This is a genomic window from Xylanibacter brevis P6B11 (assembly GCF_000621825.1).
GTDB lineage: Bacteria > Bacteroidota > Bacteroidia > Bacteroidales > Bacteroidaceae > Prevotella > Prevotella brevis.
Genome location: NZ_JHXG01000012.1, coordinates 121,348 through 138,523 on the forward strand (window position 1 = coordinate 121,348; position 17,176 = coordinate 138,523).

The 17,176-nt window shown below is 51.4% G+C and carries 11 protein-coding genes and 2 tRNA genes; 7 read left to right on the plus strand and 6 right to left on the minus strand.

Translation table 11 applies throughout. From position 1 onward, the window contains the following. Positions 1-16: 16 nt before the first annotated feature. Both T496_RS0108290 and T496_RS0108295 read right to left on the minus strand, forming a co-directional pair. Positions 17-90 (minus strand) — tRNA-Asp (locus T496_RS0108290). Between the two features lie 38 nt (positions 91-128). Then, positions 129-202 (minus strand) — tRNA-Asp (locus tag T496_RS0108295). A gap of 189 nt (positions 203-391) precedes the next feature. Between T496_RS0108295 and T496_RS0108300 the strand changes: the two genes are divergently transcribed. From T496_RS0108300 to T496_RS0108330, 7 genes are all read left to right on the plus strand, one after another. After that, on the plus strand, positions 392-1,138 hold the full coding sequence (locus tag T496_RS0108300; RefSeq protein WP_027450353.1) for a polyphosphate polymerase domain-containing protein: 747 nt from the start codon (positions 392-394) through the stop codon (positions 1,136-1,138). Between the two features lie 21 nt (positions 1,139-1,159). Next, complete coding sequence (locus T496_RS0108305) at positions 1,160-1,810, plus strand: DUF4956 domain-containing protein (RefSeq protein WP_027450354.1); 651 nt, start codon at positions 1,160-1,162, stop codon at positions 1,808-1,810. Next, the gene (locus tag T496_RS0108310) at positions 1,795-2,550 is read left to right on the plus strand and encodes a DUF2490 domain-containing protein (protein WP_044110897.1); all 756 of its coding nucleotides are present in this window, start codon (positions 1,795-1,797) and stop codon (positions 2,548-2,550) included. The genes T496_RS0108305 and T496_RS0108310 overlap by 16 nt, the downstream gene beginning before the upstream one ends. Positions 2,551-2,619: 69 nt before the next feature. Further along, entirely contained in the window at positions 2,620-3,687 is a 1,068-nt protein-coding gene (locus T496_RS0108315; protein ID WP_027450356.1) for a LacI family DNA-binding transcriptional regulator, read from the plus strand. A gap of 15 nt (positions 3,688-3,702) precedes the next feature. After that, positions 3,703-5,199: a UxaA family hydrolase gene (locus T496_RS0108320; RefSeq protein WP_027450357.1), complete on the plus strand. Its 1,497-nt coding sequence runs from the start codon at positions 3,703-3,705 to the stop codon at positions 5,197-5,199. 24 nt (positions 5,200-5,223) lie between these two features. Next, positions 5,224-6,495, plus strand: a complete 1,272-nt coding sequence (locus T496_RS0108325; RefSeq protein WP_027450358.1) for a Na+/H+ antiporter NhaC family protein — start codon at positions 5,224-5,226, stop codon at positions 6,493-6,495. Between the two features lie 13 nt (positions 6,496-6,508). Continuing rightward, complete coding sequence (locus T496_RS0108330) at positions 6,509-7,306, plus strand: hypothetical protein (protein ID WP_027450359.1); 798 nt, start codon at positions 6,509-6,511, stop codon at positions 7,304-7,306. Positions 7,307-7,438: 132 nt separating this feature from the next. Here T496_RS0108330 and T496_RS0108335 read toward each other — a convergent pair whose 3' ends face one another. From T496_RS0108335 to T496_RS0108350, 4 genes are all read right to left on the minus strand, one after another. Next, on the minus strand, positions 7,439-11,017 hold the full coding sequence (locus T496_RS0108335; RefSeq protein WP_027450360.1) for a CotH kinase family protein: 3,579 nt from the start codon (positions 11,015-11,017) through the stop codon (positions 7,439-7,441). Between the two features lie 534 nt (positions 11,018-11,551). After that, on the minus strand, positions 11,552-12,655 hold the full coding sequence (locus T496_RS0108340) for a hypothetical protein (RefSeq protein ID WP_027450361.1): 1,104 nt from the start codon (positions 12,653-12,655) through the stop codon (positions 11,552-11,554). Positions 12,656-12,888: 233 nt separating this feature from the next. Beyond that, on the minus strand, positions 12,889-13,035 hold the full coding sequence (locus T496_RS14935; RefSeq protein WP_155808775.1) for a hypothetical protein: 147 nt from the start codon (positions 13,033-13,035) through the stop codon (positions 12,889-12,891). Positions 13,036-13,053: 18 nt separating this feature from the next. Next, a complete protein-coding gene (locus T496_RS0108350; RefSeq protein WP_155808777.1) occupies positions 13,054-15,846 on the minus strand; it encodes an InlB B-repeat-containing protein in 2,793 nt (930 codons plus the stop codon). Between the last annotated feature and the right edge of the window lie 1,330 nt (positions 15,847-17,176).

Sequence of the window (17,176 nt, forward strand, 5' to 3'; positions counted from 1 at the left end):
ATGAGCTTAACTTGTGCGGTGCGTACGAGATTCGAACTCGTGACCTCCTGCGTGACAGGCAGGCATTCTAACCAACTGAACTAACGCACCAATCCTGAAAAATTAGTTCGCTTCACAATTCCTTGCTGCGGTGCGTACGAGATTCGAACTCGTGACCTCCTGCGTGACAGGCAGGCATTCTAACCAACTGAACTAACGCACCAGTTAAACAGCGTTTCCTTGTTAGCGGGTGCAAAGGTATGAAGTTTTTTTTGAACTAGAAAATATTTCCCCAAAAACTTTTCTCCTATAACATCCTTTAACAGTTTTACGGGTCAAAATGGCTTTTTTACTGAAAATATTTGTTCAATTATGGGAAAATAGCTACCTTTGCGCCAACTAAAGACCGCATATGAACAAACTTATAGAACAATTCCCTTCCATCACATTGGCAGAGATGAGTGGCGTCAAATTAATGAACCGCACGGACACTAAATTTGTTGCCACCAGAAGTCAGCTGTGCCACCTCTTAGAAATGGCGCAATGTGACTACTTTATACAGGATATTGATGGCGAGCGAAACATGCTTTACGACACGACCTATTTCGACACCAGCGATTTCCAGATGTATAAAGACCACCAGCATGGGCACGTCAATCGCCAGAAGATTCGTTTTCGCACTTATGTGAGTTCGAACCTGCAGTTTATGGAGGTCAAGACGAAGAATAACCACGGGCGAACCAAGAAGAAACGTATTGAAGTGAACGATATGGATCTGCAAGATGCTACGAAACGTGAATTTCTTGCCAAGCACCTGCACTTCAACATTGATACCCTGGCCCCACATATGCACAACTACTTTCGGCGCATCACATTAGTCAACCGCGCAAAAACCGAACGACTGACCATTGATACCGATTTGGAATTCGACAACGTTCAGACACACCAACACAAGCACATGAACGACCTGGTTATCATCGAACTGAAAAGAGACGGCCTTGTTTTCTCGCCAGTATTGGATATGTTGCGCCAACTGCATATTCATCCCCACGGATTCAGCAAGTACTGCATGGGAGCCGCCTTCACCAATCAGGACCTGCCCATCAACCGCTTCAAAGAAAAGCTGAGAGACATCAACAAAATATTAATAAACGAATAAACCAAACGCTTTTATATTATTATGGATTTTATCACTAATCTTTTTTCTGGTGAATTTGGCGAAGCACTTCTCCATTTCGCCATTTGTATGTTAGTCAACTGGGGAATCATTGAATTTCTCTATTTCCGCAAAAGTCATCGACGCGATTTCTACTTCACATTCATGCTGATGAGTGTGGCCATCTACTTCCTCGTGTTCTTCATGATGGGTATGGAGCGAGGCAAAGCCACGATGGGCGTAGGACTGGGACTTTTCGGCATATTCAGCATCATGCGATACAGAACGGATGCGATGCCTGTGAGAGAGATGACCTACCTCTTTCTCATCATCTGTCTGTCGGTGGTTCACGCGATGGCCGACTCGTATATAGAGCTTGCCATTGTCGATGTGATCAGCATCATCGCCATTTTGCTATGCGAAGCAAAACTCAAGATTCAGAACACCAAAATCATACAATACGACCGCATCGACCTGATCAAGCCTGAGAAAAGGGCCGAACTCATCGAAGACCTTCAGGCAAGAACAGGATTGGTCATCACGAAAGTAAGTGTTGGCGGCATCGATTTTCTCAGAGACTCTGCCGTGTTGCGCATCAGCTATGAAGGCGAAAGCGTAGATAACGATGTTAATGGACAGTTCACCGTAAGGAAATCACAATGGAGAGAAGTTTAATCATCATTTCCCTGCTGCTGCTCTTTATGGCACCGGCAGAGGCGCAAGACGACTTCGGCGTTTGGAGCGAAGTCAACGTGGAGAAGAAAATCAACTCACACTGGGACATCGGTGCCAGTGCGGAGCTTCGCATGCGCGATGACGCCAGCGAAGTAGATCGTTGGAGTGCAGGTATTGATGTGAGCTACAAAGTGGCCAAATGGCTGAAAGCATCGGCGGGGTATTCTTTCCTCAACGATAATATCTATAAGGTTAGCACCAAGCAGAAGGTGGCCGACTACTACGGTCAGCGCCATCGCTTCAACATCTCACTTACAGGCTCGCAAGACTTTGGTAGGCTCAGCGTCACCCTTCGCGAACGCTGGCAATACACCTACCGCCCCGAAAAGTCCGTATGGCGCTATTATGCCGAGGGACTCCCGTATGCTGGCGAGAATGCCGACTTAGACGACGACGACAATGTGCCCATCAAGCACACCTTCCACGGAAAGGCCAAAAACGTGTGGCGCAACCGACTGCAGTTGAAATACAAACTCACCAAACAGTGGCGCCCATATGCCAATGCCGAATCCTACACCACCAAAGGTTTAGAGAAGATGCGCTATTCGCTGGGCACCGAGTTTCGAATCAACAAGCAGCACTCTTTTGACGTCAAATATCTTTTCCAAGATATCAGAAGCAACGACAACGACGAAACCGATAGCCATATCATAGGCCTGGGTTACACTTATAAATTCTAATTTTTCCCGCTTATTTTGCTTGTGTTCTAAGTTTTTTTCATACCTTTGCAACACAAAAGCAAAATAAGCATGGGAACAGAAAACATCAGAATTAAGGATATCGCCGAGCGTGCCGGCGTGAGTGTTGGAACAGTCGATCGCGTACTTCATAATCGTCCGAACGTTTCGCAATCAGCTCGTGAGAAAGTAGAGAAGGCTCTGGCTGAGATGAACTACGAGCCCAACGTCTATGCTTCTGCATTGGCCTATAATAAGGACTATACCTTCTATTGCATCATGCCCAAGCATGAGAGCGAAGCCTATTGGGAAGAGATTGAGGAAGGCGTACGTGCAGCCACCCAAAAGCGCCGTGACTTCCACATCTCACTGCGCATTCTGTACTACGAACGCTTCAACACGCCCTCTTTTGTCAAGACCACACAGGAGTGTCTTGAAGCCAACCCTGACGGCGTCATTGTGGTGCCATCAAAACTGGAAGACACACAGCATTTTGCCGACGAACTGCACGACCGCAACATCCCCTTCATTCTGCTCGACTCCTACATGCCCGACCTGCGCCCGCTGGCTTTCTTCGGACAAGACTCTTTCCAAAGTGGCTACTTCACGGCTCGCATGATGATGCTCCTGGCATCCAATGAAGAAGAGATCATGCTGATGAAGCAGCTCAAGGACGGACACATCGGTTCGAAGCAGCAGTCAAACCGCGAAACTGGTTTCCGCCACTACATGCGCGACCACTTCCCCAAAATCAAGATCACAGAAGTCAATCTCCCCATGGGTGAACCCAAGGAGTCGTACGACAAGATATTAGAGGATTTCTTCCAGGAGCACCCCCACGTGCACCACTGCATCACCTTCAATTCGAAGGCACACATCGTGGGCCAGTTCCTGCTGCGCACCAACCGACGCAACGTGCAGATCATGGGATATGACATGGTGCCGAAAAATGCCGAATGCGTGCGCCGAGGCAGCATCTCCTTCCTCGTTGCCCAGCATGCCTACATGCAGGGCTATGCCTGCATCGAAACCCTTTTCCAGGCCATTGTTCTTAAGAAAGAGGTGACTCCCGTCAACTACATGCCTATTGAGCTGTTGACTAGAGAAAACATTGACTTCTACAGAAGAACTAATTTCTAAACAAACAAACTACTTATGAATCAAACTACGTTTATCAAGATCAACCCAGCCGACTCGGTGGTGGTGTGCCTCGCTGCGATGCAGAAAGGCCAGCACATCGACATTGACGGACGCACCATCGTCCTCAATCAAGACACACCTGCCGGACACAAGGTCCTGATCAAGGACACACATGCCGGCACCGACATCATCAAGTATGGCTATCCCATCGGACACGCCAAGCAAGACCTAAAGGCAGGCGACTGGGTCAACGAGAATAATCTCAAGACAAATCTATCAGGAACACTCGAATACACATATAACCCTGTAAAAGAGGAACTTAAAATAAAGAAAGAAAAACGCCACTTTAACGGATATGTTCGAAAAAACGGCGACGTTGGTGTGCGCAATGAGATATGGATTGTACCCACTGTGGGATGCGTCAATGGCGTTGCCGAGCGCCTCGCCAAGAAGTTGCGCGAGGAAACTGGCTGCAAAGACATCGATGCCATCTACACCTGGCACCACAACTATGGATGCTCACAACTCTCAGGCGACCACGAGAACACACGTAAGGTGCTGCGCGACATCGTGCTCCACCCCAACGCAGGCGCCGTGCTGGTGCTGGGACTTGGTTGCGAGAACAACCAGCCTGATGCTTTCATGGAGACGCTGGAAGACTACGACACGGAGCGTGTGCGCCTCCTGGTGACGCAGAAAGTGGAAGGCGACGAAGTGGAAGAAGGCATGCGCATCCTGCGTGAGCTCTATCAGATAGCCAGTCAAGACCGCAGAGAGGAAGTGCCCATCTCCAAGCTTCGTGTAGGCCTAAAATGCGGTGGAAGCGATGGTTTTAGCGGCATCACGGCCAATCCGCTGGTGGGCGAATTCAGCGATTGGCTGGTGGCTCAGGGCGGCACCAGCGTGCTCACAGAAGTGCCAGAGATGTTTGGTGCAGAAACCATCCTGATGAATCGCTGCAAGACACCTGAGCTATTTGAAAAGACGGTGTCGATGATCAATAACTTCAAGGAGTATTTCCTCTCACACGGCGAACCCGTGGGCGAGAACCCCAGCCCTGGCAACAAGGCGGGAGGCATCTCTACGCTGGAAGACAAAGCGCTGGGATGCACTCAGAAGTGCGGACGCGCCCCCGTTGACGGTGTGATGGAATATGGCGATCGTCTCACCACCAGCGGACTCAACCTACTCTCGGCGCCAGGCAACGACCTCGTTGCTGCCACTGCACTGGCTGCCTGCGGATGCCACATCGTGCTGTTCACCACAGGTCGCGGCACACCCTTCGGCACCTTTGTGCCCACGATGAAGATTGCCACCAATCCCGACTTGGCGCGACGTAAGCCCAACTGGGTAGATTTCTCTGCCGGACAGCTCATCGAGGGACGCTCTATGGAGGAACTGCTGCCTGAGTTCATCGACAAAGTAGTCAACATTGCATCTGGCGAACAGGTGCGCAACGAGGAAAACGATTATCGCGAGATAGCCATCTTTAAGAATGGCGTCACACTATAAGCCCACATAAAAAAAAGAAGGAAATTGAAGAAAGGATTACTAGCACTGTCACCCTTAGTGGTGTTTATCACGCTTTATGTAGTCACCAGTATTATTGCTGGTGACTTTTATAAAGTGCCTATCACTGTGGCCTTTGTTGCCTCCAGCATCTATGCCATCATAACCACACGTGGAAAACTTCGTAGTCGCATCAACCTCTTCAGCCGAGGTGCAGGCACGCCCGAGATGATGCTCATGATATGGATATTCATTCTGGCAGGCGCTTTTGCCAACTCTGCAAAAGTGATGGGATGCATCGATGCTACGGTCAACCTGACGCTGTCCTTACTTCCCTCAGAAATGCTGCTGGCAGGCCTCTTTCTGGCTGCCTGCTTCATCTCTCTCAGCATCGGCACCAGTGTGGGCACCATCGTCGCCCTGACACCTATTGCCGCAGGCGTAGCCACACAGACGGGAGCTTCCACAGCGATGCTCACCGCAGTGGTGGTGGGTGGCTCTTTCTTTGGAGACAACCTGTCGTTTATCAGCGACACCACCATCATCGCCACCCAGACGCAGGGCTGCCAACCCAGCGACAAGTTCAAAGTCAACGCTTTCATCGTTGTGCCGGCAGCCATCGTCATTCTACTCGTGTATATACTGATAGGACAAAACATTACGGCTCCCACCAGCATCCCTGATGTGGAGTTCTGGAAGGTCGTGCCCTACCTCATCGTGCTCATCACCGCCATCTTCGGACTCAACGTCATGATAGTACTCGCTCTTGGCATCGTTTTGACCGGTTTCATCGGTTTGTTCAATGGGAGCTTTGACATCTATGGATGGTTCCAGGCGATGGGCGACGGCATCCTGGGCATGAGTGAGCTCATCATCATCACCCTGCTGGCAGGCGGACTCCTTGAAATCATCAAGCACAATGGCGGCATAGACTTCATCATCGACAAGCTGACGCGGCATATCCACAGCAAGCGAGGCGGTGAACTATCCATTGCGGCGCTGGTGAGTCTTGTAAACTGCTGCACAGCCAACAACACCGTGGCTATCATCACCGTGGGAGGCATTGCTCGCAAGATAGGTCTGAAATACGAGCTCGACCCTCGCAAGTGCGCATCGCTGCTAGACACCTTCTCTTGCTTCACGCAGGGAATCATCCCCTATGGTGCCCAGATGCTGATGGCGGCAGGGTTGGCCTCGCTAAACCCCATTGCCATTCTGCCCCACCTCTACTATCCCTTTGCCATCGGTGTGGCTGCATTGACAGCCATCGTGCTGCGCTACCCACGTCGTTACAGTTAAAAACAAAGAATCTATGGAAATCATTATTCGCAATTTCTTTCGTCTCTTACGAGCTGGCATCTTCGGCACCCAGGAGCAGATAGAACCTATGTCTGCCTGGAAGTGGAACCGCATCTATCAGCTCGCCATGCTGCAGCATGTGGCACCACAAGTACGAGAAGGCATCGACAGACTTAGCGACCAGTTTTTCCTGCAGATTCCCCCTCAACAGATGGAGCTGTGGAAGAAGGCCGATGGAAATATGCAGATAAAGATTAGTAAACCGAAGCTACCCAATAAGTTAGGCGAGAAGCGCTTAAGTAAGATTATAGACGAAGAGGGCGGAAAATCCGTCACCCTCACGGCCCTTTATCTCATCGCCTCTACGGCCCATCACCTGCTGAACGACGGCCTTTTTCTGCACCCTCTCATCGCACTGGGATGCTACATCAAGCAGCCAGAGGTCTATCCCATCGACAACGACAAGTTGTGCGATTGGGTTCATAAGTTGGGGCTGAAGAGCATTGCCCAACTGGAGGCCACGCTCCTGATCAGTTACTTAGGGCTGACCGAAGAGGACATCAAGTTCACGACCACAGGCAAGCGCCACGACGTGAGTCGCATCACGCAAGAGCTGCTGCAGTCGCAGGGCACCGACAAGCACGAGTGGCAGTTCTCGCAGGGCGACGACATCTTTGTGCACAACAACAACACGAGTGCCATGTTTTGGCAAGCGCGCCGCTCAGCCAAGTATTTCCGCTATTCCCCCATGGAAAGCATCAGCAATTTCGTCTCGTCGTTCATCAATTCGCTGACGCATGTAGAGGAATAGTGCGCCTTACGGCGCAAGGTGAGAAGTGAGAGGTGAGAAGTGAGAGGTGAGAGGTGGTGCGCCTTCGGCGCAACACTCAACGATGAGAGTAAAAACGCCCCTCCCTACAGGGAGGGGAACGGGGGTGGGTCTCTAGTCTTGTTTCACAAACTTACAAGCCACCTTATGCCCACTCGCATCCGTAACCTGTGCCACATAGCAGCCGGCAGGCAACTGACTGCAATCGACATCGGCACGCCCTGCACTGAGAGCCACCGTGCGCTGCGAGAGCTTCTGACCAGAGAGGGCATACAGCTGCAGACGGACATGCGCTGACTCACTGCTGCAGACGATCAGGTGACGAGCCACGTAGCGAAGCGACAGATCGTCTCCCCCATCCTCTTGCTCATGGATGCCATCCACGATGTCCTGACTGACGGCGGCCAGATAGCTGGTGCGAAGATTACGCTTAGCGATGGTGGGTATGTTCATCTTGAAGATTTGAGCGGTTCCATCGGGGTATCTCCCCACGGTCTCAGTGCCCGAGTGGGCATCGTAAGCCATCCTGTCTGTCCACGAACCGTCGGCAGCCGTTAGGGTCACCACGCCACCACTGGCCGACAACTTAAACGGGGCGTGAAGCTGCGACACGGGCTCCAGCTTGTCGCACCACACGAGGAGGTACCCGCGAGGCTCTATCACGGTGGATGCATCCGCATCGCCCTTCGTGATGACATATTTCTCAGCATTCTGCAGGTCGTCGCTCAGCAGCATTCCCTCCACATCGATAGGACTTTCGGTGGTGTTATACAGCTCCACCCAGTCGCTGCGTTTCTGGTAGTCGTTTACAAAGATCTCGTTGGCAGCGCTCACCTCGTTGACCACAACGGGAGCCGATGCCGCATCCTCTACGAAGCAAGCCACCAGCCTGCCGATGTCCATGGATTCAGTGATCACCAGGCTGTCGCTCATCGAGTAGTACCACGACGCATTGCGACTCGAGGCCCACCCCTTGAAGCGGTAGCCCGCAGGCGCCTCGGCACAGACGGTGGCAGGCAGGAACACCGTGCCCTCGAAGTCGCCATAAGGTATCGTCTCACCGTTGAGGCGCAGCGAGGCGCCGTCCACATTGGTGGTGAAGAGCATCTGGCGCGTGGTGCGGTTGGCAAGTGCCAGAGGCTCATAGTCTTTCATATAGCCCGCCATGCGAGCAGAGCGCCCGCTCAGCGCATGCCGTATCTCGTTGAGCGACCCATCGGGCGAAGCCCCTTCCCACGCCATGGTGGGTCGCACGCGCTCGCCCAGTTCGTCGAGTATCGCCTCTGCCCTTTCAGGCAGAAACACACTTCCGCCCATCAGCGTCATCATCGTGACAAAGCGCTGGCGGAAGCCCTCGTTTCTCAGCATGTTCAGGAAGAACGTACAGAACTTAATCTCGCCATAGCGGCGTTCGGCCGTGTCGTAGATATAGTCATAGCGATGCCACTGCATGCCCTCCATCCAGCGCAGCGGGTTGCCGCCCATATACACCTCGCCCTCCTCGTCGTACTCGCGCCCCTCCGTTCCGAAGGCAGCATCCAGGTCGAAGAAAGTGATGCGATAGCGTCCGCCATCCGTCTTGCGATAAGCCTTCAGGTTATTGTCGGGCCAGTCCCACGACGAGAGAAACAGCTCAGCAGCCATATAGTTCACATACTCGTCGATATCCAGCAGCGCCGTGATCTCGTCGTACACCGCCTGGTCGGCCGCGTTCTTAGACAGTTCGTAGAGTCGCTCCAGCACATCCTTCGTGCCCAGCATCATGTAGGCGCCGCTGTCGGGGCTCTGCTCATAGACCTCCAGCTCATCCTTGCTCAGCCCCCAGTTGGCATAGGCAAAATCCTTGTTATTGGGCTCGCGCACGTTTATCAGTCCCTTGTATTCCCCGTTCAGATAGTGCACCGCCGGCTGATAGGACATCACGTCGAGGTCGATGCCCGAGCGCTGTATCAGCTCGTGGATGGCCGCATCCTTGATGCGACACTGCGAGTCGTTGCCGCCATAGCGCACCTGTATGGTCTTGCTCTTCAGAAAAGGCTTGCTGTCGAAAAACGGATAGCTGAAAGCGTTCTGTCCGTCATAAATGCGGTCGGCTTTCAACTTAAACGATTTAGGGTTGTTGGCGCGTGTCCATCCGCCCGATATCGAGAAGTCAACATCCTGGTTCACAGCCACCTCGTCAGAGCCTGGCAGCACATAGTGGAAGTTCACGGGCCTATCCCAATCCATGTTCCAGTTCACGGGCGACGACTGTCCGTTGCCCGTGCGCCCGTTGACACCACGCACGTACACACCGATGGAATCGTCGTAAAGATAACGTGGGTCGGTAGATACCATGATGGCGGGCAACGTGTGGGGATGGTCGCGCTTCACAAAGGTGCGCGTCACCACCTCGCTGGGCAACTTACCCTCCTGAAACAGTCGGAAGCGCACAGACATGTTCTTTGTCACCGCGATGCCCTGCGCCCCCATCGTAGCCCCATTGGTCATCGTTGGCGTGGTGCCATCGGTGGTATAGCGCAGTGTGGTGCCCTCAGGTGCTGTGGCGCGCAGCGTGAAATTAGAATCGAAGAAGCCCCCCTGTCGCGCAATCACGGGCGCCTCCAGCTGCTCGTTGGCATACGCCGCCCCATTGTTGCACTGCTGCGGCGTGGGCGTGGCCGTATGTGCCCACTGCGCTCCGCCATCCGTGGTGCGAGCCCACGAGGTGCGCCCTATGGCCTCGGCATAGTTCTCGCAGAACAGCTCCTCGCCCCGCTGGTTCGAGAGCATCAGCAAACCGCCCTCGGCATCCAACTTAAACGGTGCCTGCATTGCATTGATATTGTTGCTGCCCATCCATACGGTACGGTAGCCGCGCGCAGGAATATTGCCAAAACCGTCAGGAATGCGCCATTTCATCGGCATGCTGGCATCGTCGCTCAGATAGCATCCACCCAGCGTAACTTCCTCGTTCAAAGGGTTATAGAGTTCAATCCATCCATCAAAGTTGTAAGCCGGACTCATCAACACATCTATGTTAGAGGCCATTACCTCGTTCAGGCACACCCCACCCCTTTGTGGCACGCGCACCTCTACCAGCTGTTCAATCTTGAACCCATCGAAAATCATCCAGTTGTCGTTGCGCGCCATATCCTGCGTGTTGTAGACACCAAAGGCCACGGTCCCGTCAGTGACGTCAAACTCCAACGTGTTCTGGTACGCCCCCGCAGCAAAAGCCATCTGAGCCGTCTCCATAGAGTTAGGAAAAAACACCTTTTCATCGGGCGTATAGCACCGTCCCACCGACTCATTGAAGTGGAAACTATATTCGCTCTGCAGCGCCACCTGCCGTTGCTGTGCAAACAGAAATCCGCTGATGGTCTCCGTGCCGTTCTGGTATCGTTCGTAGGCCTTGTCGTGTGCACGGGTGCGATAAAGTCCCTGCACGCTGATGCGATAATGCCCGTTGGGCACGTCCGTCTGCGTATGTTCCAGTCGCATATATCCGCTCCACATCTCCATACACGAGAAGCTCACCGCCCCCAGCGACCCCGCCTCGCCCGTCAGGTTCCAGTCAGAGCGATCAGAAGTGTCGAACCCAGGGTTTTTCAGAAATCGAGCAGTAACATCTATCCATTTTGTCTCTGCCAGAGCGGTATGTGCCACCATCACCAGCAGTGCAAGTATCCATTTAGGATTCATCATCATCATTACGTTTTAGGTTGAAAATCTGTGGCAAAGATACGAAAACATCCTCACATCGGCAAACGAACCACCGCTGTTGCACACCACTTGATTTGAAATTGCTATGTTTTGAACGGTTTCTGCGCCCCCCGACGCCAAAAGCCGAGTCGCAACACCATGTTTGCGGCTCGGTTTCAGGCTTTCAGTACCACATGTTCTACAGTCTCATCTGCCACCCCTGCAGCATGGCGAAGTAGTCCAGAGAGTCCGTTCCATTCTCATGAATCGCCATCGCCACAGCCAGCGCCATCCAGCGGGCGGGCTGGTCGCTGGGGATGCCCAGCGGCTCGTTGGCGTCAATGCCTGTCAGTCGGCATCGCGCTTGTATTTTGCGTAATACTGTGCAAATCTTGACATATAATCTTTATTATTATCTAATTTAGTGTTCTTTTTCTAGTCACTTTATAAAGGTACCAGCGTCGCTGCGCAAACGAAGCGCAAAGATACAAAATATCACGCTCATTTCAGCGACGAGCGGGAGAAAGTTTCTGTTAATGATTGTCAATCCCTATCTCTTTCCAGTTGATGACAGATTTCCTCTGCCATTTCGTTCAGTGCAACACACTCCTCACGGCTGATTTTCCGTTTCTCGACATTGTATGGCCAAGGGCTGAGTATTAGCACACGACCTGCAGCACAGGCATCGAAGAGGGCATCGGAGGGCTTGAAATAATCGCGGAAGCCATTGTCGGCAAGCAGGATGAAGAAATGCTGCTCGTTAAGCAATACCTGCATCACCTGCTTCTCGTCTGCAGAGATGAAGGGCGACACCATCACCACCCCTTTGCGAGCTGACAGCACGCAGCCGTTCTTATATTCCCGAAGTGCCTGGCTGTCACCATGTTCCGCTGCCTTCACCCAAATGCTTCGTACATGCACAGGCATAAACCGCCCAGCTATCAGCAACGTTGTGTTACCCACACCATCGTAGCTACGTTCGCCAATAACGATGCCTTGCTGCACGCGGAAAAAACCTGGCTTTAGTCGTTTGGTGGCCAGTCGCTGTGGGTTCATGTCAATATAGCGTATGGTATTGGGCAGTTGGGTCTTTCGGCCCATCGGACGGATGAAGGGCATCTCTGTGAAAACAGACGGCAGGTTGTAATAGGCCTCGTCGCTCATCTGCCCTTTTAGCCCCTCAGCGAAGGCTTCCAAGCCAAGCGTAGCCTCCCGAAGTCCCAGTGTCCCTTCTTGGCGGTTTCGGTTTTCTAAGCCTTCTTGGTGGTTGCTCCGAATGTCATTCGGACTAACGGAAGAAGCCCGCCCAAGTTTCTTCACGCCCTGCCAGAATCCGCGCACCATCCCCTTGATGCCTGTGGGCATCGTGCGACGGACATATAATACAGCATGCAGGTGGTCAGGCATCAGGCAGAAGTGAAGCACCTGCACCTCTGGATGGTGGTTGGGGATATCCAATAGACAATTAACCAAAGAATTGCCCAGCGGTGTGCGTCTCACTACGGTCTTAGTGGGATCACCCTCAGGGATGTCCAGCGTGCCCAACAGCGGCTGACGGTCGGGAATAGTCAGTGTAATGTGGTACAGGCCAGCACCCTTCCAGGCTCTGCCAGGCTCCTGCCATTGCCATTTCTGCTGCTTTACCATATATTCTTATAGTTCTTTTATATCCATAGTTCTATTCAATCATTTTTTTTATAATGTTTGTTTCAAAGCATCGCACTCGGCGATAGTCTTTTGCAACATGCAAAGATAATACTTTTCTACGTAATCAGACATATTAAATAAAATATAAACTACTATTTTGAGCGTATTTCCCCCGTTAAAAATGCAAAAAGCGAGCTAAATAGCCCGCTTTCGATGATAATAGGATGATGCGATTACTCGAGATCATACCAGATGTCGGGGTCGTCGTCTTCGCCTTTGATGCCCCTCAGCGTGGGGATGTCGCTTCCTGCCAGGATATGCTGTTGTTGCTGCAACTGCACAACATTCAGCGTGGGTTTCTGATAATATTTCTTTGTCATAGTCGTGTCCTCCGTTCTTTACTTGATGATTACCATTTTACCTTTATTCTTGCCTTGAAAGCGACCTGAGGTCGAGCGCACATAGATACCTTTTGTGCTGGGCTTGCCCTCGATGCGACGACCATCGAGCGTGTACCACGAGTCGTTGTCGAAGGTTGCCTCGCCAGTAATCGTCTGTAGGCTTCCGATGCTCGTTACCTCGCCATCGGCACCAATCAGGCGTACCTTGATGGTCTCTGGTAGCTGCTCGCCAGGGGCTGCGGAACGAGCTCCGGCGAAGTCCTCCCCGCCGTTCTTATACTTCAGGTAGCAACGCATGGGCTTGATGCGCACATACTCGCCTACCTTCACGAACTCACCCTTTCTAATGCCCTGCTCGCTAACATCCTGAGCCGAGAAGCCATAGATGCCCGTTGGAGCCTCTGTCCACGAAACAGTCTCGTAAGTGCCGAGGAACGTCCAGTCACCACTCACGGTCGAGCCTGCCGTGATGCTGGCAGGAATTTCATACGTACCGCCGAAATCGACATTTCCCGTTGCCGACGGCGTGAACAGATACGGCGTGTTGGCAGTCAGTGTCGATACATTAGGTTCAGTCATCGTAGCCACGTATTCGCTGCCCTCCTTTGTGATGCTGGTAAACTCATAGAACAAGCCTTCGGTCCCCTTCTTCGTGTAGGCGAAGGGCAGGCACACTGTCGAAGTCTTGCCGTTAGTGAATGAGCGCGAGTAAGCCACCTTGCATGTCTTCCCTGCGTATGCCGTCAATGCCGTCAGGTCATTGCCGTCGGTCAGAGCCACCTCGTTCTTCGTCCATGCTGCGCTGATAGTCTGGTTGGCATCGGTCATCGTCAGCGTCGGCGTGTTGCTGGTCGCATCGTTGAGCGAACCGCCGCCCGTCACTTCGTACTGGCTGAACGTATAGCCCTCGCGATCAGCGTGTCCGAGCGTCAGGCTCACCTCGTCGCCGCTGCCGGCATAGAGCATCGAGTTGTACATGATGCCTGTGCTGTAGCTGGTCATGCCGCTAGCATAATACTCAGTGGCCATTCCACTGATGCCTAGCGTGGTCACGTTAGCGTCGCTGGTGCTGATGGTACGGGCCAGCTTGGCTTCAGATGAGATGGTTGTTCCCCAATTCCAATAATTTTGGGATGTGGCGGCTACGGTGTAGTAAACATTTCTCAGCGTAGCATCAGTGATAGTACCATCATACGCGCGATAGTAGCCGACGGGGTGGAAGTTATGATTGCCGCTACCGCCGCTGCCGATAGTGTAAGTACCTGCGAAGAGGCAGTCGGTTATCGTGACGCTCATCGTTCTCTCGCCCCAGCCAATGAGTCCGCCGGCGTGTATGGTAGTGCCGCTATTGGCGGTAAATTCTTCAAGACTGCCGTCGAAAACGCAGCCCGTCATAGTGATGATAGCATTTTCACCATGACCAATGAGACCACCGTAGTAATTGTAGCCTCGGACACGAACGGAGCTTTTTACGTTCTGGACATTAACGGTGCCAAAAGTGAGACCGATAAGTCCTGAAGTAGCATCGCCAAATCCTACTTCAGGCGAAGTAGTGAACCTGGTTTCACCAGTAACTTTCAAGTTCTTGATGGTAGCATTCTTTACCCGACTAAACGGAGCCGTATTATCAGTCGTGCTCTCGATGTTGACATTAACCGTGTAGCCCTGGCCGTCAAACGTGCCTTGGAACGATTTGGCTTCGCTCGCGCCAACCATCGCCGTCACCGCGTCGGTGATATTGGCGGTCAATTTCACCGTCATGCCGCTGTAGGTATGGTAGCCGGCGTTCACTTGTGCGCAGAACGTCATCCAGTCATCATGCGTAGCGATAACATAGTCGTCACCGTCCTTCGAGAGTTCATCGAGGTGACTCCATTTGGGCACAACCTTGCCATCGACTTCTTCCCAGAATTCACTACCCAAACTATTAACAATAGAACTATTTGAGGCACCCACTTTGCTCTCACCAGCAAGGTTGGAGGCCTCGAAATCGCTGGGGAATCCGTCGGACTTGGCTGTGGTGTAATACACTTTGGTGGCCGAAGCGCCAGTCCATGAGCCATGTTGGGCTACAGCGACAGGATGAAAGCCTGCCGAGGGAACGGTGGAACTGTCGAACAGGCAGCGCGTCATGACGGGTTTGCCGCCATCGTCCCAGCCAACAAAGCCGGCGACCTTGTTTGTCCAGTTTGTGTTGTGTCCAGAAACATTGTAGCTGACGTTACTATTGAGCTCGCCGTCAAAGAGGCAGTCGGTGAAGTAGATGCTCTCACTGCCCTTAGCGTCGCCGATGAAGCCACCCATGGGAGGGTTGTAATGGTTGGTGACCGAGGCCGACACGATGACTTTATATATGGTACAGTTCTCAGCCCAGCCAATCAGTCCGCCTGTGGAGTAACCGGAAGCCGTCACGCTGCCTGTCACATGGAGATTCTTAATCGTGCCGTCACGAACACGACTGAACGGGGCGACATATTGGGCATTAGCGTTGTTGCCATTAATTACGCTGATGTTGACGTCAAGAGTATGCAGGTCACCGTCGAATATGCCGGCAAAATAATTATCACTGCTTCCTGCCATCTTAGACACGCCGGTCACGTCGGCAGTCATCTTAATGTAGCTGCTTTTGTAGGTAGCAATATTGTCGCAGAACTCGTTCCAGTCGTCAGCCGACGAAATCAGATACGGTTCGGCCTCCGTGCCACTACCCGTGAGGGACGTTGCCCACACCCCTGTGCAGCAGCAAAGCAGGGTGAGCATAGAAATGAGTAGTCGTTTTGATTTTGTCATATAATTAATAGAATTTGGTAATACTATATTTAGAGATGGATGAAGACTTAATCTTTGTCATTTTCTCGGGGCAAATATACAAATTCTTTTTGAATTATTCTCCGTTTTTCCCATAAAAATGCAAGTGCACAGTAGGGGTTGTGCACTTAGGTTAAGGTAAAATAAACACAATAAGCCTTACGGCACAAGGCTAAAGCCCAGCGCAGCAAGGGGAAATTAATAATATTGATTGACGAACGAAGCGAAGTCGCTATACTACATAACGAAAATTGGGGGTGGTATAACCCTCCCAAAATCAATGTGTTATGTGTAAGATATTGCGCTTTCATGCTTGGTCTTTAGTTTAATTGATGCAAAGATAGCTATAAAAACCTACACCACCAATTTTTTTACTTTGCATTTTTTCGAAACGGACGAACGGACGACGGACGAACGGACGTTTTCCCAATATTTTTTAGCAAAGGAGGAGATAATAGATAAAATCTATAATTATATATATTATTATTCATATTATTATATATATTATAATATATATAATAATATGCTTTTCTTATATTATTTTTGAAAACACCAAAACGTCCGTTCGTCCGTCGTCCGTTCGTCCGTTTTGAGGTGTTTTTCCCTGTATAATGTTGACTCCTTCTGAGCCTTGATTTGTTACTGTTTTGTTAATTACTGTTTTATTATACTGATTCTGTTTACTTATCTCTCTGATCCGGTTGTCTGCTTTCCTGCTTTTGTTGCCCCTTTTCCCGGATTAGTGGACTTCGTACTGAAAACGTTGACCTTTTCTCATAACTCTTTTTAACTTTTAAGAGGCTTGGCAGGAGTCAACGTATTTCAGGCTAAGACACCATACAGAATACCCGATATATATTTTTCTGTATTTTACCCCTAAAAAATACCCTCGAAAAATGGTGGTTTATGGTCTCTACATTTGCGCACCTCGCATTTATTTAGTACCTTTGCGATACATTTGAGGAACGGAGGATGGAGGCGCCAAACAGAGCGTTTAATGCCGGCAAACGGGACGAATGGGGCCACCAAACGAAATCCAACAACCAACCCCTCCCCTGCCCTCCCGAGGGAGGGAGCAAGAAAGTCTTCCCTCGGGGAGATTTAGAGGGGGTTATTATTAACCATTTAATACCTTAACACTATGCCTGTACTTTACAAAACTTATGTCAACCAGATGAGAAACTCAAAGATGTTCGGCAAGGTCTATGCCCGCATCGTATCGCTGAAGACCATGACCTACCCTGAGCTGTGCAAGCACATGGCGGAACACAACTCGGTGTATGGCACCGATGTCTGCCTGGGCGTTGCCAAC